This is a genomic window from Streptomyces sp. NBC_00631 (assembly GCF_045206895.1).
Classification (GTDB): Bacteria; Actinomycetota; Actinomycetes; order Streptomycetales; family Streptomycetaceae; genus Streptomyces.
Genome location: NZ_CP107734.1, coordinates 2,085,876 through 2,106,171 on the forward strand (window position 1 = coordinate 2,085,876; position 20,296 = coordinate 2,106,171).

The 20,296-nt window shown below is 73.9% G+C and carries 8 protein-coding genes; 2 read left to right on the forward strand and 6 right to left on the reverse strand.

Features of this window, described 5'->3' with window-relative positions:
• From OHB00_RS09625 to OHB00_RS09645, 5 genes are all read right to left on the reverse strand, one after another.
• Positions 1-318, reverse strand: coding sequence for an acyl carrier protein (locus OHB00_RS09625; RefSeq protein WP_406433241.1), 318 nt, complete (start codon positions 316-318; stop codon positions 1-3).
• Positions 315-4,979 (reverse strand): beta-ketoacyl synthase N-terminal-like domain-containing protein, encoded by a 4,665-nt coding sequence (locus OHB00_RS09630; protein ID WP_406433243.1) that lies wholly within the window; start codon positions 4,977-4,979, stop codon positions 315-317. The genes OHB00_RS09625 and OHB00_RS09630 overlap by 4 nt, the downstream gene beginning before the upstream one ends.
• A 1-nt stretch (position 4,980) precedes the next feature.
• Complete coding sequence (locus tag OHB00_RS09635; RefSeq protein WP_406433245.1) at positions 4,981-11,943, reverse strand: SDR family NAD(P)-dependent oxidoreductase; 6,963 nt, start codon at positions 11,941-11,943, stop codon at positions 4,981-4,983.
• Positions 11,944-12,471: 528 nt separating this feature from the next.
• Positions 12,472-14,952 (reverse strand): beta-glucosidase, encoded by a 2,481-nt coding sequence (locus OHB00_RS09640; protein WP_406433247.1) that lies wholly within the window; start codon positions 14,950-14,952, stop codon positions 12,472-12,474.
• A gap of 259 nt (positions 14,953-15,211) precedes the next feature.
• On the reverse strand, positions 15,212-17,116 hold the full coding sequence (locus tag OHB00_RS09645; RefSeq protein ID WP_406433249.1) for a ricin-type beta-trefoil lectin domain protein: 1,905 nt from the start codon (positions 17,114-17,116) through the stop codon (positions 15,212-15,214).
• A gap of 413 nt (positions 17,117-17,529) precedes the next feature.
• On the opposite strand from OHB00_RS09645, the gene galU reads away from it, so the two are divergent.
• Positions 17,530-18,480 carry a UTP--glucose-1-phosphate uridylyltransferase GalU gene (galU, locus tag OHB00_RS09650; protein WP_406433251.1) on the forward strand — a complete coding sequence of 317 codons (951 nt, stop codon included), beginning with the start codon at positions 17,530-17,532 and terminating at the stop codon, positions 18,478-18,480.
• A 126-nt stretch (positions 18,481-18,606) separates the two neighbouring features.
• Here the strand turns inward: galU and OHB00_RS09655 are convergent, their stop codons facing one another.
• A complete protein-coding gene (locus tag OHB00_RS09655) occupies positions 18,607-19,044 on the reverse strand; it encodes a DUF4442 domain-containing protein (protein ID WP_406445701.1) in 438 nt (145 codons plus the stop codon).
• Positions 19,045-19,254: 210 nt separating this feature from the next.
• On the opposite strand from OHB00_RS09655, the gene OHB00_RS09660 reads away from it, so the two are divergent.
• Positions 19,255-20,262: a hypothetical protein gene (locus OHB00_RS09660; RefSeq protein WP_406433253.1), complete on the forward strand. Its 1,008-nt coding sequence runs from the start codon at positions 19,255-19,257 to the stop codon at positions 20,260-20,262.
• The last annotated feature ends 34 nt before the right edge of the window (positions 20,263-20,296 follow it).

The following is a 20,296-nucleotide window of genomic DNA, read 5'->3' on the forward strand; positions in this document are numbered from 1 at the left end:
TCAGCCCGCCTCCGTGGCCTTCAGGCTCCACACCACGTATTCGACGAGCCGGCCGACGGTCAGCTCGATGATCTCGTCGAACTCCATCCCGGCCAGGAACTCGGCGAAGTTGACCCGCTTGCCGTACCGCTCCTCCAGGAGTCCGGCCAGGGTGACGAGGTCGATGCTCTCCAGCTCCAGGTCGCGGTTGAAGGTGGTGTTCATGCCGATCTCGGCGTCGTCGTCGCCGTACTCCTCCAGGAGGGTGCGGAGCATCCGTGCGAGGTCGGCGAGGACCGCCTCCTCGTCGGCGCGGACTTCGGGCTCGGTGGGATTCATCGCGGGTCCTCCTCGGGGTCTGCGGCTGCCGGTCCGGTCGTCCAGGCCACGACGTAGTCGCGGTCCGGCAGTGCGGGGGGATTGCGGACCGGCGCGCAGTGCACCGGGTAGGCGCGTTCCAGCCGGCCCGAGACCAGCAGCCGGCTGCCGTCCGGGGCCGCCTCCAGGACGGTGAAGTCCCGTGGCCGGCCGTCGAATCCGGTGCCCTCCGCCTTGGCGACGGCTTCCTTGGCGGTCCAGAACCGGGTGAACCAGAGGGCCGCGGAGCCGCCCGCGTCGTCCGCGGACAGGGCGTGCAGCAGCCGGAGTTCGTCCGCGCCCAGCGCGGCCCGCATGGCCGCCGGATCGCGTTCGGCGACCTCTTCGAGGTCGATGCCGGGTCCCGGGCCGGGCGTGTGCGGGCGTACGATCGCCACCGCCGCCTCGGCCCGGTGGGCGAGGGAGACGTCCAGCTCGGGCAGGGTGCGGCCGTGCGCGCCGACCACGTACGGGCGGCCCGACGCGTCGTTGCGGACCCGGAGTTCGGCCGGGAAGACCGGCCCCTCGCCGTGCTGCCAGAGCCACTGCCGTACCGCGTCCTTGGCGGCGATCCGGCCCAGCAGCCACTGCCGGCGGCCGCGCGGTGGGCGCTCCGCGTACTCCGAACGCTCGGCTGTGCCGAGGGAGTTGCGCATGATCAGCTCGCGGGAGGCCAGGTCCGGCCAGCGTTCGTGGAGCAGCGCCCAGCCGCCGGGCCGCGCCTGGGAGAGGGTGTTGCGCTCCGGGAAGCGTTCGACGGGCCGGGTGTGCGGGTCGTTGTCGAAGCGGCGGTCCTGCCAGCCCTCGATCCGGGCCCAGACCCGGCCGCCGACGGTGAGCTCCACGTCCGCCTCAAGGACGGTGTCGGTGAGCGAGGTGATCCGCACCAGGCAGCCGACGTCGGTGCCGGGGGCCGGATGCGGGCCGTGGAAGCGCGTCCGGCGCATCTGCACCGGGAAGACGACGGTCCGCTCGGTGCGGGTGGCCATGATCCAGTAGCCGAGGATCTGGCCGACGTTGTCGAGCAGCGCGCCCGGGGCGGCGGGTGTCGTGATCACCCCGCGCACGTGCCGGTCGCCGATCGCGGTGAGCTCGGTGACGCCCTGGAACGCTGGGCCGTGGAACATCCAGCGCTCGGCGTACAGCTGGGCCGCGGTGTGTTCGGGGGTCCGCTCGGGGGCCGGGGGGCGGCCGGGACCGGTGGGCGGCGGGGAGTGGTCCGGGGCCACTTCGACGACCGCTCGGGCGGTGGGGCCGAAGGTGACCGCGACGCGTCCGGGTCCGTCGGGGGTGACGGTGACCGGGACGTCGACCGGGGGTGTGGCGGTGAGCCAGCGGTCGAAGCGGGCTCCGTGCACGGCCACCGCCCGCAGTCCGGTGGCCTCCTCGGCCGCGTCCATCATGTGCTGGACGATCGTGGTGGCGGGGACCACCGGCCAGCGGTCCTCGGTGTCGGGCCAGCCGGGGCGTTGCGGGAAGAAGCAGTGGTCGAGGAGGTGGGGCATCGCCTCGGCGGACACCCGGAGGGTGGTGGTGCGGGAGGTGGGGGGCGGCGGTGTCGCGGGGCCGGGGGCGCCGGGCGGAGTGCGCCGCGGCGCCGTGGGACGAGGGATCTCGGTGCGGGGCAGGGCGCGGGCGGTGGTGGGGGCGGTGGTGCCGGGCGGGCGGATCGCGGTGAGCACGGCCGCCGCCGTGTCGGCCGTCTCCCGCAGCAGCGCGTCGAGTTCGGCGGCGGCCGGGATGCGGGTGCCGAGGTCGTCCAGCGGGGACGGTCCTCCGGATGTCCGCCCGCTGCCCAGCGCCGTGCGGAGTCCGGCCAGTTCCGGGCCGTCCAGGGAGACCAGCGCGCCACCCAGGTCGAGCCGGACGGGCGGCCGCTGCCGTGGCGGCGTGGCCGGCCCGCTCGTCGCCGGGACCTCCGGTGCGACGGCGGCGCCGGCCGTCCACAACGCGGTCGCCAGGCGCCGGAGCTGGGCCAGTCCGGTGCGGTGGGGGGAGTTGGCGGCGACGGCGAGGTGGTCGCGGTCGCCGAGGGTGTCGCCGATCAGGGAGGCGAGTTGCCCGGGGCCGGTCTGGACGAAGACGCGGTGGCCGGCGGCGTAGAGGCCCTCGACCAGCTGCCGGAACCGGACCGGCTCCAGCAGATGCCGGACGAACAGCTCACGCACCTCCGTCTCGGCCGCCGGGAAGGGGGCCGCCGTGGTGCCGGACCAGACGGGGACCGTCGGCCGGTACAGCCGGAACCGTTCTGCGGCCTCCTTGATGGGGGTCAGGTACGGCTCCAGCATCGGGGTGTGGAAACCGGACCGGAACGGCAGCACCTGGCACAGCACGCCGTCGGCCCGCAGGGCGCGCACGAGGTCCGCCACGGCCCGGTCCGGGCCGCAGACCATCGACTGGTTCGGCGCGTTGTCGTGGGAGAGGACGATCCCGGCGTCCGCCCAGTCCTCGCGGAGTACGCCGAGGACGCGGTCGGCGGGGGCGCCGACCGCGGCGAAGGCGAGGCCCGGGACGGTGACCGCGTCGGGGTCGAACTCGGCCATGAACGCGTCGACCTGGTCACCCGAGTAGAGCCCGGCGGCCACCATCGCCGTCCACTCGCCGACGCTGTGCCCGGCGACCGCGTCCGGCACCACGCCCATCCGGCGCAGCGCGCTGTCGAGGAGCCGCCCCACGCCGACGACACCGAACCCATGACGGCCTACGTCCCCGACCCGCACGGCGTCCGTGGCGGGGCCGGTGACGGTGGGGAGGCCGAAATGCGCGGCGATGTCGTCGACGCGGGGAGTGAACTCGCCTTCCAGGCCCGGGAAGACGAAGGCCAGCTTGCCGGGGCGCAGCAGTGCGGCGGGCCGGAACCACACGTCGTTGCGGCCCTGCCAGGGGCGGCTCCTGCCGACCGCGCGCCGGGCGAGGGCCAGCCGTCTGGCGGTGGGGTCGACGATGCCCAGCCGGGCCGGGCCGGCCTGTGGGTGGGTCCCCCTGGGGTCGAGACCGGCGGCGAGGACCGCGGAGTCGTCGGCGGCGAGGGCGGCGGCGAGGTGCTCGGGGGTGTCGGCGGCGATCAGGAGGATGCGCTCGGGTTCGGTGACCTCCGCGCGGCGGGGTGCGGCGGCTTCCGTGACGCGGGGCCCGCTGGCCCCTGTGCTGCGGGTTCCGACGACTCCAGTGCCGCGGGGGCCGGCGGCGCGGTTGCCCGGGGCCTCCTCCAGCACCACGTGGGCGTTGATCCCGCCGAAGCCGAAGGCGTTCACCCCGGCTCTGCGGACCGGCTGTCCGGGAGCGGCCTCCCAGGGCCGGGCCCGGTCCAGGGTGCGGAAACGGGTGGCGGCGAGGGCCGGGTGCGGGTCGTCGCAGTGCAGGGTGGGCAGCAGGGTGGCGTGGTGGAGCGCGAGGGCGGCCTTGACCAGCCCGGCGACTCCGGCGGCCGGCATGGTGTGGCCGATCATCGACTTCACGGAGCCCAGCACGGCCCGCTCGGCACCGCGCCCGCCGGGCCCGCCGGTCCCGCCGGTCCCGCTGGGTCCGAACACCTCGGCCAGTGTGGCGAGTTCGGCGGAGTCACCGGCGGGAGTCGCGGTGCCGTGCGCCTCCAGGAGACCGACCGAGTGCGGGGCCGTGGGGTCGAGCCCCGCGGCCCGCCAGGCCTGGCGTACGGCGTGGGTCTGGCCGCCGGGGTCGGGGTTGACGAGTCCGGCGGTGCGGCCGTCGCTGGCCACGCCGGTGCCGCGGATCACGGCGTAGACGCGGTCGCCGTCGCGCTCGGCGTCGGCGAGGCGCTTGAGGACGACGACTCCGGTGCCCTCGCCGATGAGGATGCCGTCGGCGTCGCGGTGGAAGGGGCGGATGCGCTGGCTCGGGGAGAGCGCGCGCAGCTGCGAGAAGACGCTCCACAGGGTGATGTCGTGGCAGTGGTGCACTCCCCCGGCGAGCATCACATCGCAGCGCCCGGCGGTGAGTTCGGTGACGGCCTGGTCGACGGCGACCAGGGAGGAGGCGCAGGCCGCGTCCACCGTGTAGGCGGGACCGCGCAGGTCGAGGCGGTTGGCGATGCGCGAGGCGGCGAGGTTGGGCACCAGGCCGATCGCGGACTCGGGGCTGGCGGGACCGAGCCGCTCGGTGAACGCCTCGCGCACCCGGGCCAGTTGGCCGGGGGTGAGGTCGGGCACCAACTCGCCCAGGGTGCGCACGAGTTGCCCCGCCGTACGGACCCGCTGGTCGAGCCGGACCAGGCCGGGGGTGAGGTAGCCGCCCCGGCCCAGCACCACGCCGATCCGGTGCCGGTCCGGCAGCCTGTCCGCGCCGCCCGCGTCGGCGATCGCGGCGGCGGCCACGTCGAGGGCGATCAGCTGGTCGGGTTCGGTGCCGGCCACGGAGTTCGGCATGATCCCGAACCGGGTGACCTCCACCTCGGCCAGCGCGTCCACGAATCCGCCGCGCCGGCAGTACACCTGGTCGGGGACGGCGGGCCCGGTGGCCGAGCCCGGCCGGTAGTAGTCCGCGTCCCAGCGTCCTTCCGGCACCTCTGTTATGGCATCCGTGCCGTTCAGCAGGTTCTGCCAGTACGCGTCCAGGCCCGCGGCGCCGGGCAGCAGCACCGCCATCCCCACGATCGCGACCGGAACCTGAGGGTCGTCGCTCATGTCACCAGCCCGAGGCGGTGTAGACGACGGCCCGCACGGACTCCTCGCCCCAGGCGAGCTCGCGCAGCAGGGCCGCGGTGCCCTCGTCGGGGTCGATCAGCCTGACCCCGCGCCGGGCGTACTCGCGGCCGAGTTCCGGGCTGACCATGCCGGTGTGCCCGCCGGTGGGCGCCCACGGCCCCCAGTGCACGGTCAGCGCCCGGTTCCCGGTGCGCTCCGCCCAGCCGGCGCCGAGGCTCTCCAGGGCGTCGTTGGCGGCGGCGTAGTCGGCCTGGCCGCGGTTGCCGAGGACGGCCGAGATGCTGCCGAACAGCACCGCGAAACCGGGCCCGTTGGGCAGCTCGCCGAGGGCGGCGAGCAGGGTGGCCGCGCCGGCCGTCTTCGTGCCGTACACCCGCTGGAACGACTCCGGGGACTTCTCGGCGATCAGCCGGTCCTCGATCACCCCGGCCGCGAACACGACCCCGTCCAGGCGGCCGTGGTCGGCGTGGATCTCCTTGACGGCCTGGAGTGCGGCGTCGTGGTCCCGGAAGTCGACGGCGCGGTAGCGCGCCTCGCTGCCGAGCGCGGCGAGTTCGTCCAGGGTGGCGGTGATCTCCCGCTGGGCCAGGATCAGTTCGGCGTCGCGGTTGATCTCGGCGGGCTTCAGGCCGCCCCGGGCGGCGAGGGCGGTGCGGAGTTCGGCCGGGGTGCGTGCCCCCGCGGTGTCCGGGGTCTCCGGGCCGGTGGGTGCGGGCGTCCGGCCGAGGAGTTCGATCCGGCAGCGGCAGGCGGTGGCGAGGGCGGCCGCGAACTTCGCGGTGATGCCCCGGGCCCCGCCGACCAGCAGCACCACGGAGTCCCGGTCGAGGCCGAGGGCGGCGGCCTCCGCGGCCCCCTCCCCCGCCGGTCCGGCCCCGGTGCCGCCGAGCGGGCCGGGCGCCGCCTCGGCCAGTTCGAGCCCCTGCCGTCCGGCGGCCGTGCGGAGCACGACCGGGGCCGGTTCCGGGGCGAGCAGCTCGGCGAGCAGTGCGTCGGCGACCGCCTCGGGGGCGGTGTCCCCGAGGCTCACGACCCGTGCGACGGTGTCCGGGTACTCCCGGGCCACGGTGCGGAACAGCCCGTGCAGTCCGGCCGAACGTGCCGCGTCCGCGCCGTCGGCGGGGCGGACGGCCAGCAGCCAGCGCGGGCCGCGCGCGAGGGCCGCGCGCAGCGCCGGGAAGGCGTCCGGCAGGACCGGGGTCTCAGCGGCCCCGGGCAGGCCGCCCAGGTACAGCACCCCGTCCACGGTTCCGTCCGCCGCATCGAGGAGGTGGTCGGCCGCCATGGTCACGGCCTCGGCGCCGTACGCGGAGAGCCGCGCCGCGAGCTGGGTGGCGGCAGCGCCGCCTTCCGCCCCGAGCAGCACGAACCGCCTGCCCGCGAGCAGAGCCGCGGGATCGGCCTCCGGGTCCGGCTGGGCCAGGGCGACGGGCCGCAGGACGAAGCGCCTGGGAGCCACCCCGGCAAGCGGCTCACCTGGCACGGCATCCGATTCCGCGCGGGCATCGCCCTCTCCGGCAGCCGGGCCCGGAACGGGCGCCGCGCCGTCGCCGCCACCCCCGTCGCCCTCGCCCGCTGTCCCCGCGGCCGCCGGGGTCTGACCGGCACCGGCCTCCTCGACCCGCGCCTTCAGCCATCCCGTCACCGCCGCCGCCGTGCGGGCCTTCGCCAGGTCCTCCAGCTCGGCGTCGTCCAGGGTCCGCGCAGCGCCCGCGATGCCGAGGCGCTTGGCCAGCTCGCCCGCGATCTCGGCCCGCTTGATCGAGTCGATGCTCAGGTCCGCCTCCAGGTCGAGGTCGGGCTCGATCATGTCGACGGGGTATCCGGTGCGCTCGCTGATGATCTCCAGGACGACCCGCTCGACGTCGGCCGCCGCCTCGGGTTCGACCACCGGGGCGGGTTCGAGTGCGGGCTGCGCCGACCGCGGCTGGGGTACGACGACTTCTGCGGGCGGCAACTGCTGGAGCGGCGGCACGGCCGGCACCTGCGGCTGAGTCGCCCCGAAGTAGGTGAGCAGCACATCGCGCTGGGCGGCGATCATCTCCCGGCTGGTGCGCAGGAACTCGGAGATCAGCGCGTCCCGGTCGGCGGGGGCGCCGTGCGGCTGGTTCGTCGTCACAGTCGTCTTCTCCACGACTCGTCGGGCCGGTGCCAGGGCACCGGGCAGGAGGTCTCCGGCGGCGGTGCGTACGAGCTGTCCGTCGACGGTCCAGCCGGGCTGCTTCGGCGCCGGGGTCCGGACCGCGTCCACGGCGTCCCGGCCGCGCAGCAGCCAGGCAGTGCGTACCGGTACGCCGGCCGCGGCCAGTCGGGCGAGGGCGTCGAGCCAGCCGCGCAGTCCGCTGCCGGCCCGCGGTTCGCAGGCCACGGTGGTGTGCGGGCGGTCGCCGAGGATCTGCCCGACGAGCCCGGTGAGGACGGTCCCGGGTCCGGCCTCCACGAAGACGCGGGCCCCGGCCTCGTACATCGCCTCGACCTGGGCGGCGAAGGCGACGGGTGAGCCGATCTGGGCGGCGAGTTCGGCGCGTACGGCGTCGGCGTCCGGCCGGTAGGGGGCCGCCGTGCGGTTGGACCACACCGGGAACTCGGGCGGTCGTACGGCCGTGTCCGCGAGGACCTCCGCGAACCGGTCGGCCGCCCCGGCCACGACCGGGCTGTGGAAGGCGCAGGCCACCGGGATCCGCTTGGCACCGAGGTCGGCCTCACGCAACAGCCTTACGGCTTCGGTCACTTCGCCGGTCGGGCCGGAGATCACCGTCTGCCGGGGCGAGTTGTGGTTGGCCACGACCACGGTGGCCGGGACCCCGGCCGTCCGCAGTGCTCGCTCGACGTCGTCCGCTCCGCCGGACACGGCCGCCATGGTGCCGGGTTCGTCGCCCGCGGCGGCCAGGATCGCGGCCGCGCGTTCGGTGCTCAGTTCCAGGAGGGTTTCCGGGGTGAGGGCACCGGCCGCGCTCAGGGCGACGAGTTCGCCGTAGCTGTGGCCGGCGGCCATGTCGGGGCGGACGCCGGCCGCTGTGAGGAAGGCGTGGGCGGCGAGACCGGTGATGCCGAGGGCGGGCTGGGCGGCCCGGGTGTCGGTGAGGGCGGCCCGGCGGCGCTCGCGGGTGTCCTCGTCGAACGCGGTGGGCGGGTAGAGGGTGTCGGCGTGGGCGCGGCCGAGCTGGAGGTAGTGCTGCAGCTCGGGAAAGGCGATGAGGATGTCGGCGAGCATGCCGGGGCGCTGGCTGCCCTGGCCGGGGAAGAGAAAGGCGACCTTGGTGTCGGCTTCGGCCTGCGGAGAGGCCAGATGGATCCCCGCGCGCGGGTCGTGTTCTGCGGCCAGGACCCGGCGCAATTGCCCGGTCAGCGCGGCCACATCGGCAGCGACCACCGCGGCGCGCACCGGCTCGGGCGAGGCATCCGAACGACGCGCGGCGGCGAGCGCCAGGTCGCGCAGTCGCCAAGAGCCGGTCTCGGCAGCCTTCAGGATCTCCTCGACGCCGCGGTGGGCGGCCTGCTCGTCCCGGCCCCGGAACACGAACAGCTCGGCGGGCCAGGCGTCCAGTCCCTGCTCCGGCGGCAGGGCGCCGTCGTACGCGGCGAGCACCACATGGAAGTTGGTGCCGCCGAAGCCGAACGCGCTGACCCCGGCGACCCGTTCGGCGGGCGGGGTGGCCCACGGCCGGGCCTCGGTGTGGAAGGCGAACGGGCTGTCCGTCTCCTTCCAGGCCGGGTTGGGGTGGTCCAGGTGCAGGGTGGGCGGCTTGACGCCGGTGTGCAGGGCGAGGGTGGTCTTGATCAGCCCGGCGAGTCCGGCGGCGCACTTGGTGTGTCCGATCTGCGACTTGACCGACCCGAGCGCGCAACCACCGTTCGCCGCGCCCGCCTCCGTGAACACCTCGCTGAGGATGGTGAGTTCGGTGCGGTCGCCGACGACGGTCCCGGTGCCGTGGGCCTCGACCAGGCCGACCTGGGCCGGGGAGATCCCGGCGCTGCGGTACGCCCGCAGCAGCGCGGCCCGCTGGCCCTCGGGGCGCGGGGCGGTCAGGCCGAGGGAGCGGCCGTCGCTGGACGCGCCCAGGCCCTTGATGACGCCGTAGATCCGGTCACCGTCGCGCTCGGCGTCCGCCAGCCGTTTGAGGACGACGCAGGCCACGCCCTCGCCGAGCGCGATGCCGTCGGCGGAGCCGTCGAAGGCGCGGGAGCGGCCGGTCGGGGAGAGCGCGTGCACGGAGGAGAACAGGACGTAGTCGTTGATGCCGTTGTGCAGGTCGGCGCCGCCGCACAGCACGACGTCGCTGGTCTGCGCGGTGAGTTCCTTGCAGGCGACGTCGACGGCGGCCAGCGAGGAGGCGCAGGCCGCGTCCACCGTGTAGTTGGCGCCGCCCAGGTCGAGGCGGTTGGCGATCCGCCCCGAGATGACGTTGGCCAGCATGCCCGGGAAGGAGTCCTCGGTGAGGCGGGGCAGCTGGTCTTCGAGGCCGTCGGGCACCGTGCCGAAGTAGGAGGGCAGTACGGCGCGCAGGGTGGCCGCGTTGGAGAGGTCGCTGCCGGCCTCGGCGCCGAAGACGACGGAGGTGCGCGAGCGGTCGAACTCCCGCCCCCGCTCGCCGTATCCGGCGTTGTCCAGGGCGCGCCGGGCGGCCTCCAGGGCGAGCAGCTGGACGGGCTCGATGTGCCCGAGGGAAGCGGGCGGGATGCCGTAGCCCAGCGGGTCGAAGGGGATCGGCGGCAGGAATCCGCCCCACTTGGACGTCGTACTGCCGTCCGCGTGGTGCACGGCCGGGTCCCAGCGCTCCACCGGCACCTCGGTGACCGCGTCGTGTCCGGCGACCACGTTCGCCCAGAAGGCGGCGAGGTCGGGAGCCTGCGGGAACATGCAGGCCATACCGACGACCGCGATGTCGAGCGGGGCGGGGGCGGAGGGCTCCGCCTGCTCCTCGGGAGCCGTCCGCCGGGCCAGGAAGTCGGCGGCCCCGTCGGTCACGGCGTGGTGCAGGGCGGCCACGGTGGTGGTCGCCGAGCGCAGGACGGCGACCTCTCCGGCCATGAACATCCCGTCGGAGAACTGGCGTTGCTCGTCCACCGGGGTCAGCTCGCCGTCGGCCGTGCGGTCGAGGCCCTTGCTGGCGATGCGCAGCCGGCCGACGTTGAGCCGTTCCAGCTCCTCCCACACTCGCCGGCCGGGCACTCCGCTCTCCCGCAACTCGGCTTCGCGCTCACGGTAGTTGTAGGTGAACGGGCTGGGGACACAGCGGGTGGCGTGGCCGGGCGCGGTCTCCAGGAGGGCGGTCGAGGCGGCCGCCCTGACCTGGCGCTGGAAGAGGGGCTGGATCGCGCCCCGGGCCACGGCCTCCTCGGTGAAGAGGTAGGCGGTGCCCATGAGCAGGCCGACGGCCGCGCCCCGGGTGGTGAGCGGCGCGGCCAGGGTGGCGACCATCGCCGCCGAGCGTTCGTCGTGGATGCCGCCGGCGAAGAACACCTCCAGGCCTTCGGCGTCCGGGAAGTCCTCCAGGACGGCGAGTTGGGCCTCCCAGAGCGGGAAGCTCGCGCGCGGTCCGACGTGGCCGCCGCACTCGGAGCCCTCGAACACGAACTTCCGGGCGCCGGCCTCCAGGAACTGCCGCAGCAGCCCCGGCGAGGGCACGTGCAGGAAGGTGCTGATCCCGGCCCGCTCCAGCGCCTCCGCCTGGGCGGGCCGGCCGCCCGCGACGATGGCGTGGCTGGGCCGCAGCTCGCGTACCGCTTCGAGCTGGGCGTCGCGCAGTTCCTCGGGCGCGAAGCCCAGCACGCCGACGCCCCAGGGCCGTCCGTCGAGCGCGGCCTTGGCCTCGGTCAGCATCTCCCGGGTGCGGGCGCCGTCGGCGAGGGCAAGCGCCAGGAAGGGCAGCGCCCCGTCGTCGGCGACGGCCGCCGCGAAGGCGCCACGGTCGCTCACCCGGGTCATCGGGCCCTGGGCGACGGGCAGCCGGGTGCCGAGGGCCCGGCTCATGGCAGAGGTGGCGGGCCGCAGCGCGCCGGCTGCGGCAACCGAGCCGGTCGGCCTTGGCACGCCGGCGGCGGCAGCCGAGCCGGTCGGCCGCGGTGCGCCGGCGGCGCCGGTGCCGCGGATCGCCGCGGTCAGCTCCCTGACGGTCCGCCGTACGTCGCCCCACCGCTCGGCGAACCGGGCGGCGAGGAAGCCGTCCTGGCCCACCGGGAGCAGCTGGGTGCGCGGGTCCTCGGCGCCGAGCAGCGCGGCGACCTCGGCCGGGTCGCCGGCGGGCGGGCGCGGGGCGTCCGGGCCGCGGCGGTGCAGGACCCGGTACCCGGCCACGACGACCGTCTCGGAGCCGTCCAGGGAGCGCAGTGCGGCCGCCGTCGCCTCGGGCAGCCGGGACTCGGCGAGCAGCGCCAGTTGGCTGTCGAGGACCACCCCGGCCGCGCCACCGGCCACCGCGGCCGCCGCCGTGTGCGGTCCGATGCCACCGGCGGCCCAGACCGGCACCCCCAACTCGTCCGCAGCGAGCAGTTGTTGAAGGAGGACGAAGGTGCTGAGCTCGCCGACCCGGCCGCCGCTCTCGGCGCCCCGGGCGATCAGTCCGCGGGCACCGGCCGCGACCGCCGCACGGGCCCCGGCCAGGTCGGTCACCTCGGCCAGCACCCGTGCGCGCGGAGCGAGTTCGGCGATGGTCCAGGGTGCGTCGGCGGCCCGGACCACGGTGTCGGGGGCCGGGCCGAGATCGTCCGGGGTGAGATCGTCCGGGGCGAGCGCGCAGCCGGCGGCGATCCGCACGCCGTACGGTCCCGGCACCGCCCGTCTCAGCCTGGCCAGCGCCTCCCGGGTTCTTCGGTCGCCGCGGCCCAGGTCGAGGACGCCGAGTCCGCCGGCGGCGCAGACCGCTGTGGCGAGCCTGGCATCGGGTTCTCCGAAAGGGGTGATGCACATGATCAGGTCGACGGCACGCACAGGGGACGTCATGACGCTCCGAATAATCGGGAGGACAGCACGGTGGGGGATGTGTGCGGCGAAAAAGCTCGTGGTGAGGCCACCGGAAACTAGCGAGTTCATTACTCGCGGGTCAATAACGGAGCGTACCCATCATGTCCGGTAGCATTGATTCGGCCAGCGGGAGGAATTCACCGCAAGAGCCGAAAATCCTGGCAATCCCCTTCGGCACGGCGGTCGTACGGCGCCCGGCTCGCTGGCGGCACACCGCCATAAGCCCGTCAAAGCGCCCCGCCATTCACCCGGCACTCACCGCGCCGCAACGCACCGTGCGACCGCGCCGAGCTCTGTAAATTCGGGATGACTTCGGCCCGCTGGCTCGATCGTGGCACAGCAGAAACCCGCACCGAACGTCTCTGCGTCAACCCTCACTCAATCCTGACAAAAACCTGTCGTCAACCACATTGCTTCAAATGAAACGCACGGCGGGGAAAATTCTTGTAAACCCTTGAAGTAAACGGCCGGAGAGCCCTGGCTCCCCGGCCGCTCATTGACAGGAATTCAGCGGCGGCCGTCGCCCACCCGCGCGTCGGTGCGCAGCCTCAGGTCGCCCGAGGAGGCGCCGACCCAGACGGTGCGCCGTCCGGTGCCGAGTGTCCAGCGATGGTGCCGCGCGTCCCAGGACGACAGGGTGCGCGCGGCGACCCGCACGGTCAACCGCCGGCGCTCCCCGGCCCGCAGCACCAGTCGCCGGTAGCCGCCCAGCACCCGTACGGCTTGGTCGAGTCGCAGGTCGGGCGAGCGTCCGACGTACACCTGCGGCACCGCGACTCCCGTCCGCCGCCCGGTGTTGCGCACGGTGAAGGTGACCTCCAGTCCGCCGTGCGTCCATCGCGTGCCGGGGTCGGAGTACGCGAAAGAGGTGTACGACAGCCCGTGCCCGAAGGGGTAGAGGGGCCGCACGCCCTGCGCGTCGTACCAGCGATAGCCGGCGCGGATGCCCTCCGAGTACTCCTCCACGCCGTCGACGCCGGGGTAGCGGCGCGGGTCCCCGGCGACCGGGTGGTGGTCGTCGTCGGCCGGGAAGGACTGGGTGAGGCGGCCGCCGGGGTCGCTGTCGCCGAAGAGGACGGCGGCGGTGGCGGCCGCGCCCTCTTGGCCGGGGTAGTACATCTGGAGCACGGCTCCGGTCTCCGCCAGCCATGGCATCGAGGTGCACGACGAGGTGTTGAGGACGACGGTGGTGCGCGGGTTGGCCGCGGCCACCGCGCGGATCAGCCGTTCCTGGTGGCCGGGCAGGGCGACGGTCGTGCGGTCGAGGCCCTCGGTGGCGTCCTCGTAGGCGAACAGCACGACGTGCCGGGCGACTTGGGCCGCGCTCACCGCGTCGGCGACGTCCTGGGCGTGGGTCGCACCGGTGCTGCGGCGCAGCCGGAACAGCAGCCCCGAGTCGCCGCCGTCCGCCGTGATACTCAAGTTGTGGTTGCCCGCTGGGAGTTGGAGCGTCTTACGGCGCACGCCCAGCCCGTCGGGAGCGACGGCGACCAGGCCGCCGGAGAAGTACTCGCCGTATCCGGCCGCGAGGGGGAAGAGCTCCTCGCCGTCGAGCAGGACCTTGGGGCGGTCGGTGGCCGCGGAGGAGAAGTGGAGCACGAAGGTCCACTCGTCGTCCTCGGTGACGGTGAGCGTGCCGTCGTACGCCCACGTCTGTCCGGCGGCCACCCGCTGTCCCTCGCTCGTGAAGCCGGGGCTGAGGGCGCCGGCCGGCAGGGCCTTGCCGAACAGGTCCTCGCCGAGGGCGTAGGTGACCGTGGCGCGCGTCCGGGCTCTGATGGCGTCAAGGGGGCTGTCGGCGTGATCGGGAACGACATGGGCGCTGCCGCCGCCGCTGACGAAGGGCAGCGCGCCGGTCGGTCCGATCACCGCGACGCTGCCGCCGTCCAGCGGCAGGGTGCGGCGCTCGTTGCGCAGCAGGGTCGCGCCGGCCTTGGCGACCTCCAGGGCCACGGCCGCGCCCGCCTCGGCGTCGCGGTCCGGGCGGGGCGGGGCGCTGCCGTCGAGGAGGCCGAAGCGGTCCAGCACGGCGAGGATCCGCCGTACCGCCCGGTCGACGTACCGCTCGGGCACACTGCCGTTCTGCACCGCCGACTTGAGGGCCGCACCGAAGTACGTGCCGTCGGGCATCTCCATGTCGAGGCCCGCGGTGATCGCGGCGGCGGTGCTGTGGGCGGCGAACCAGTCGGTCATCACCCAGCCCGTGAAGCCCCACTGGTCGCGGAGGATGTCGGTGAGCAAGGTCCTGTTCTCGCAGGCGAAGGTGGCGTTGACCTTGTTGTAGGAGCCCATGACCGCGCCGGTTCCGGCCTGCACCGCCGCCTCGAAGCCGCGCAGTTCGAGTTCGTGCATGGTCTGTTCGTCGGCGCGCACGTCGACCGAAGTGCGGTCCTGCTCCTGGTTGTTGAGGGCGAAGTGCTTGACGGTCGCGATCAGGCCCTCGCCCTGGATGCCCCTGATCTCGGCGGCGACCAGGTCGGAGGCGAGCAGCGGGTCCTCGCTGAACGTCTCGAAGTTGCGGCCCGCGTAGGGGGTGCGGATGAGGTTGACCATCGGGGAGAGCAGCACGTCCTGGCCGAGGGCGCGGCCCTCGCGGCCGATCACCTGGCCGTAGCGGCGGGCCAGTTCGGGGTCGAAGGCGGAGGCGAGCAGGACCGGGGCGGGCAGTGCGGTGGCATGCTCGGTGATGCGGACGCCGGCCGGCCCGTCGGCGAGTCTGAGGGGCGGGATGTTCAGCCGGGGGACGCCCGGCACGTATCCGGCCTGGCCGCGCGAGGCGGGGTCGTCGGCCCCGTGCAGCAGGGAGATCTTCTCGTCGAGCGTGAGTCTGGCGAGCAGCCGCTCGACGCGGGGGCCGGCCCCCGCCTCGGGTCTGTCCGCCGCCGCGGCGGGCGTGGGCGGGACGAGTCCGCCGGTGGCCGCGGCGGCGACCGCGACGGCACCGGCCGTGAGGCGCAGGGCTGATCGTCGGGAGACGGTTTCGGACATGAGCCGTCACTCCTTCGGTGTGCGGGCACGACGATGTGGACCGCGAAGGCGCCACAGGACCGCCCCGAGCCGCGTTCGGCCTGTGAACGCGGCAACCGCCACAGGACCTTGACGACACGTCAGCAGCACCACCGGCGCGTCGGAAACGTAGATCCGGTGGTGACTCGTGTCAACGATCTGAACAAGAAAAGGGCACGAGGCCGACAAGAACCGAAAACGGGGGCCACGGCACACCGTGGCCCCCACCGTCCGCAGCCGGCTAACCGAGCAGGCTTCGCGCGCCGCTTCCCGCTCCGCTCGCGACGTCCGCCACGGCGGCCGGCGCGGAGTCCAGGACGCCACCGGTCGTATCGGTGACGAAGTCCAGAGCGCCGCGGGTCCCTTCGCCGACGGAGTCGAGAGCGCCGCCGGCCGCACCGTCGAGCGATCCGGCCGGCTCGTGGCGCCCGGGCGGGGTGACCGGGCCGGGGTGGTGGTTCCGCGCCGCGGCCTGCGCGACCCGGGTGGCGTACGGCTCCTGCGTCTCTCCGGGATCGCCCTGCGGAGCCACCGGAGGCGGCGGCGCGGAGGTCCCGGTCCCGCCCTGCTTCTTCGGCGCGGGCGCGGTGGAGCGCGCGGGCTGCGGAGTCACCGCAACTCCGCCCTCCCCCGGCTCCAGTTCCCAGCGCTGGCCGGCCGACCCGTTCCGCCGGGCCACGACCACCCGCGTGCCGTCGACGGCCAGTGCGAGGTCCTGGTCCCAGCGCAGCAGGAGTTCACCGCGCACCGTCAGGTCGTACGACACCTCCCCCGCGTGCACCAGGCAGCCGGCGACCACGACACCGCGCGCGCCGGGGTCGGCGGCGAGGCACAGGGTGGGATCGAGCGCGCTGCGCAGCATGCCGTCGTCCTGGTACGACCACTGCTGGGAGCCGACGTCCGAACACGTGCCGAGCCGCAGGTCCCCGCCTACCCGCACCCCGCGGTCACCCCCGCGCACGTCGACGCAGCGCCCGGCGTCGAGACTGCGCAGCCTGCCGTGGGCGATCTCGACGGGCTCGCCCACGGAGGCCGGGGACGGGGAGCCCGAGGACGGCGGTTGCGCGGCGGGGCGGGGCCGGGTGGCGCCGTCGCCGGGAGCTCCCCAGGTGGTGGCGCCGGGACGCGGGACACCGTTGTCGTCGGACCAGCCCTTGGCCACCAGCACGGTGGCGAGCAGGGCGAGGGAGACCAGGCCGACGCCGGCCAGCACGGCCTTGCGCCGTCCGCTCCGGGACACGACGCGGTGCCGTCCGCCGGGCACCGCCGCGGGTGCGGGTTCGCCTCCGGCCGGCCACGCCTCGACGACCGCGCCATGGCCGGGCCGCGTGTCGAGGTAGCGGCGGGCGCCCCAGCCGAGCACGGTCTCGGCGAGCAGCGTCTCCAGGCCGCCGTCGAAATGGCTGAGCTGCTCGGCGGCGTGCCGGCAGTACCGGCATTCGGTCAGATGCCGTTGCACATCGGGGAGCAGAGAGCCGCCCCGGCGAATGGGGACGTCGAGGAGCCGGTTGTAGAAGCGGCATTCCTTCGAGGGCGCGAGTTCCCGGTGGGCACGTACCAATCCGGTCCTGAATTGTTCGCGGGCCTGGTCGAGGGCGGCCGTGGCGGTGATGGTGTCGACACCCAGCAGACCAGCGGGTATGTTTATGGGTTCGGCTTCCACCTCGGAGTGCCAGAGGAGGCATTGCGAGGCTCCCGGAAGGGCTTGGAAAGCACGCTCCGCGAGTTGCCGCCTTTCGGGGGTGCCGGGCCTTGCGGCGCTGAGTCCGCGACCACCGGTGGTCTTGCGCAGTTCCGGCACGACCACCGAAATGGCTTCGTCGGCGGCCCACGCGCGGACCGTCTCCCGTACCGCCACGAGGAGCTGCGGGCGCAGGGCGCCGCCCGCCGCGCCGCCGGCCGGTCTGCCGAGGACGCGCTCGAAGGCGGCGCTGGCGACGAGTTGCGCGCTGGGCGTGGCGGCGGCGAGGCAGACGACTGCGTAGTCACAGGTGGCGCGCCAGTGCCGGGCCAGCAGCAGGGCGACGGCATGATGTCTGGCGGCGTGGGCGCCGGTGAGCTGGGCGATGAGATTGCGGTCGGACTCCCCCGGGGTCGAACCGGGGCGAGGTGGGTACGGCGGGCGTGGGGGGTAGGGGGGTTGCACTGAACTATTTCCTCCCGTACCGCAGGACGGCATGCGAATTGCGCCCTGACGGAATGCAGTGCTGATTGGTGCGTACCTTTGGGTTCCCATAGCGAGCAGCCTCCGGGCCGCACCTGCCTATGGACCCTCCCGCGGGGTGGCTCACCTTTGCACACACGTCTCACAGGAAACAAGAACTTGGGGTGACCTAAGTTCAAACTCGCGGGAATTCAGATAAGTTACCGGCGGTATCCACCCACGGCCGGGATTCAACGGTCGCACAGGTTCAACTTGTGTGCGCCAGGGAACCGATGGCACACGAAATCTCCAACTCCCCGACGGCCTCGGCCACTGGTGGCGGAGCGCGGTGTTCCACAGCCGCCACCCACGTTTCTCCCTGCCCGCTCTCATCCCGGCAAGCCAGCATGTGCCGCATGATCGCCCCCCACTCCTCCCCCGCCCCCACGTCCCCCCGGCCGGTCCGCAAGGCCGTGGTGCCGGCCGCCGGGCTCGGCACCCGGTTCCTGCCCGCCACCAAGGCGACGCCGAAGGAGATGCTGCCGGTCGTCGACAAGCCGGCCATCCAGTACGTCGTCGAGGAGGCCGCCAAGGCGGGGCTCGACGACATCCTCATGGTCACCGGCCGGCACAAGCGGGCCATCGAGGACCACTTCGACAACGCCTTCGAGCTGGAGCAGGCGCTGGCCGCCAAGGGCGACACCGTGCGCCTGGACGCCGTACGCGATCCCGCGCGGCTCGCCGACATCCACCACATCCGTCAGGGCGACCCGCTCGGCCTCGGCCACGCGGTGCTGTGCGCCAAGCACCACGTGGGCGACCAGCCCTTCGCGGTGCTCCTCGGTGACGACCTGATCGACGCCCGCGAGACCCTGCTCAGCCAGATGCTGGACGTCCGCGACCGCTACCAGGGCAGTGTCGTCGCGCTGATGGAGGTCGACCCGTCGCAGGTCCACCTCTACGGCTGCGCCGCCGTCGAACCGGCCGGCGAGAAGGGTGTGGTCAGGGTGACCGGCCTGGTGGAGAAGCCGTCCCCGGAGAATGCGCCCAGCAACTACGCGGTCATCGGCCGCTACGTCCTCGACCCCGAGGTGTTCGACGTCCTGGAGCGGACCGCGCCCGGCCGCGGCGGCGAGATCCAGCTGACCGACGCGCTCCAGGACCTGGCCGCGTCCGGCACGGTGCACGGGGTGGTCTTCGACGGACTGCGCTACGACACCGGCGACAAGGCCGACTACCTGCGCACGGTGGTCCGGGTCGCCTGCGAACGCCCTGACCTGGGACCCGAGTTCACGGCGTGGCTCAGGGAGTTCGTGGCGGGCCTGACGGAAGCCGGCGCCGGCCGCGAGGAGAGCCGCGCCGCCTGACCCGCCTGCCGAGAAGGCCCGGGTGAGGATTCTCCGCCCCTCACCCGGGTCACCGTTTCCGCAGGCCGTTCAACAGCGCCGTGCCACATCGGCGACCGGCACCGCCGGCAGCGGCCGACAGGTCGGTCAGCCGTTGGGGCGCAGCGTCCAGACGACCGTCATCTCGCCGGTGACCGCGCCGTCCTCGCGCGTGATGGCCACGGTCACCGGGAACTCGGGGCGCTTGCCCTCGTCGAGTTCGGCGACGACGTCGGCGATCGGGCGGCCCAGGGTCGCGGTGGCCTTCACCGGGCCGAGGGCGACCTTCCTGTAGGCGATCTCGGCGCCGACGGCGAGCGGCACGGCCCGCGAGAGCTGGTCGCCGAAGGCGGCGAGCACGATCGCGCCGCTCGCGGACTCGGCGAGGGTGAACATCGCACCCGCGTGCGGGCCGCCGATGTGGTTGTGGAAGTCGCCCTGGTCCGGCAGGGACAGCACGGCCCGCTCCGGAGTGGTCTCCAGGTACTCCAGGTTGAGGGTCCGCACCATCGGGACCGTGGCGGCGAGCATCTCGCCGATCGACATCTGGTCAGTGCTCATGAGAGTCATGTTACTCATGAGTAGCGAAGCCTGACCAGAGCCACCGCGGTGATCGTTGTCATCGTGACCGCCCATGTGGCCAGGTCAACAGCCGCCGACGGGCGAGCCGACCACGCCGAACGACCCAAACCGGCAACCGGGTTACCACCCGACCGGCTGAGCCGCCGGGGCCGGCCGGCACTAGGGTTACGAGCCATGTGGCCAGAACAGCAGCCGCCAGGGGGCGAGCAGTACCCGCAGAACAACCCGTATCAGCAACCGGGTTACCAACAGCCGAATCCGTACCAGCAGCCCGGCTACCAGCAGTATCCACAGCAGGGCGGGTACGGGCAGCAGCCGCAGTGGGGCCCGCCCGGGCCCGCCGGCGCTCCGCAGGGCGGGGGCGGAGGGGGCGACCGTACGAAGCTGGTCGCGATCATCGCGGCGGCGGCCGTCGTGGTGGCGGCCGGGGTGACCGGGTTCCTGGTCCTCGGCGGCAACAAGGACGACAAGGCGGACACCGGCACGAACCGGCGGACGACCCAGTCGCCGACCGCCTCCACGTCCGCCTCCGCCTCGGTGTCCGCGTCGACGGACGACAGTGCGCGCGGTGCCGAGGAGACCGAGAAGCCGACGATCGCGGGCTGGAAGACCGTCGTGAACCCCAAGTGGGGCACGGCCTTCGACGTGCCGGCCGCCTGGGAGGTGCTGACCTCGGGGACCTCCGTCGGCTTCGAGGACACGGACGGCAAGCCGATCATCACGATGTCGGCGCCCGCCCAGTACAAGTCGAAGTGGTGCACGAGCGACGACGACAAGGACGGCAGGACCGAGGACACGTCCCTGGCGGCGGTGGGCACCAAGGGCGAGAGCGGCGCGAAGAGCGCGGGCGACGCGGCCGTCCGGGAGGTCCCCTGGTGGGTGTACGGCGGCTACACGCAGCCGGACAAGAAGAGCATCACCTACGACAAGAAGGCCACCGCCTACACCACCGCGTCGGGCCTGAAGGGCGCCTACGCCTGGGCGCGTTCGACGAACACCCCGCAGAAGGGCAAGTGCGCGGGCGACGGCAAGGCGATCACGTTCGGCTTCGAGAACTCGGCGGGCGACCTGGTGTCGTGGGACTTCTACGGCGCCAGGGGAGTGAACGGCGAGGTTCCGACGGCGACGATCATGAAGATCCTCAGCACGGTGCGGCTGCACGGCACCCCGAGCGGGAGCTGACGGCCACCGGGGACCGGCTGCCCGGGAATCGGAT

Coding starts and splice junctions, on each gene's coding strand:
- OHB00_RS09635 (WP_406433245.1), bottom strand. CDS start 11,943: ATGACGTCCCCTGTGCGTGCCGTCGACCTGATCATGTGCATCACCCCT.
- OHB00_RS09625 (WP_406433241.1), bottom strand. CDS start 318: ATGAATCCCACCGAGCCCGAAGTCCGCGCCGACGAGGAGGCGGTCCTC.
- OHB00_RS09660 (WP_406433253.1), top strand. CDS start 19,255: ATGTGGCCAGAACAGCAGCCGCCAGGGGGCGAGCAGTACCCGCAGAAC.
- OHB00_RS09630 (WP_406433243.1), bottom strand. CDS start 4,979: ATGAGCGACGACCCTCAGGTTCCGGTCGCGATCGTGGGGATGGCGGTG.
- galU (WP_406433251.1), top strand. CDS start 17,530: ATGATCGCCCCCCACTCCTCCCCCGCCCCCACGTCCCCCCGGCCGGTC.
- OHB00_RS09640 (WP_406433247.1), bottom strand. CDS start 14,952: ATGTCCGAAACCGTCTCCCGACGATCAGCCCTGCGCCTCACGGCCGGT.
- OHB00_RS09655 (WP_406445701.1), bottom strand. CDS start 19,044: ATGTCGATCGGCGAGATGCTCGCCGCCACGGTCCCGATGGTGCGGACC.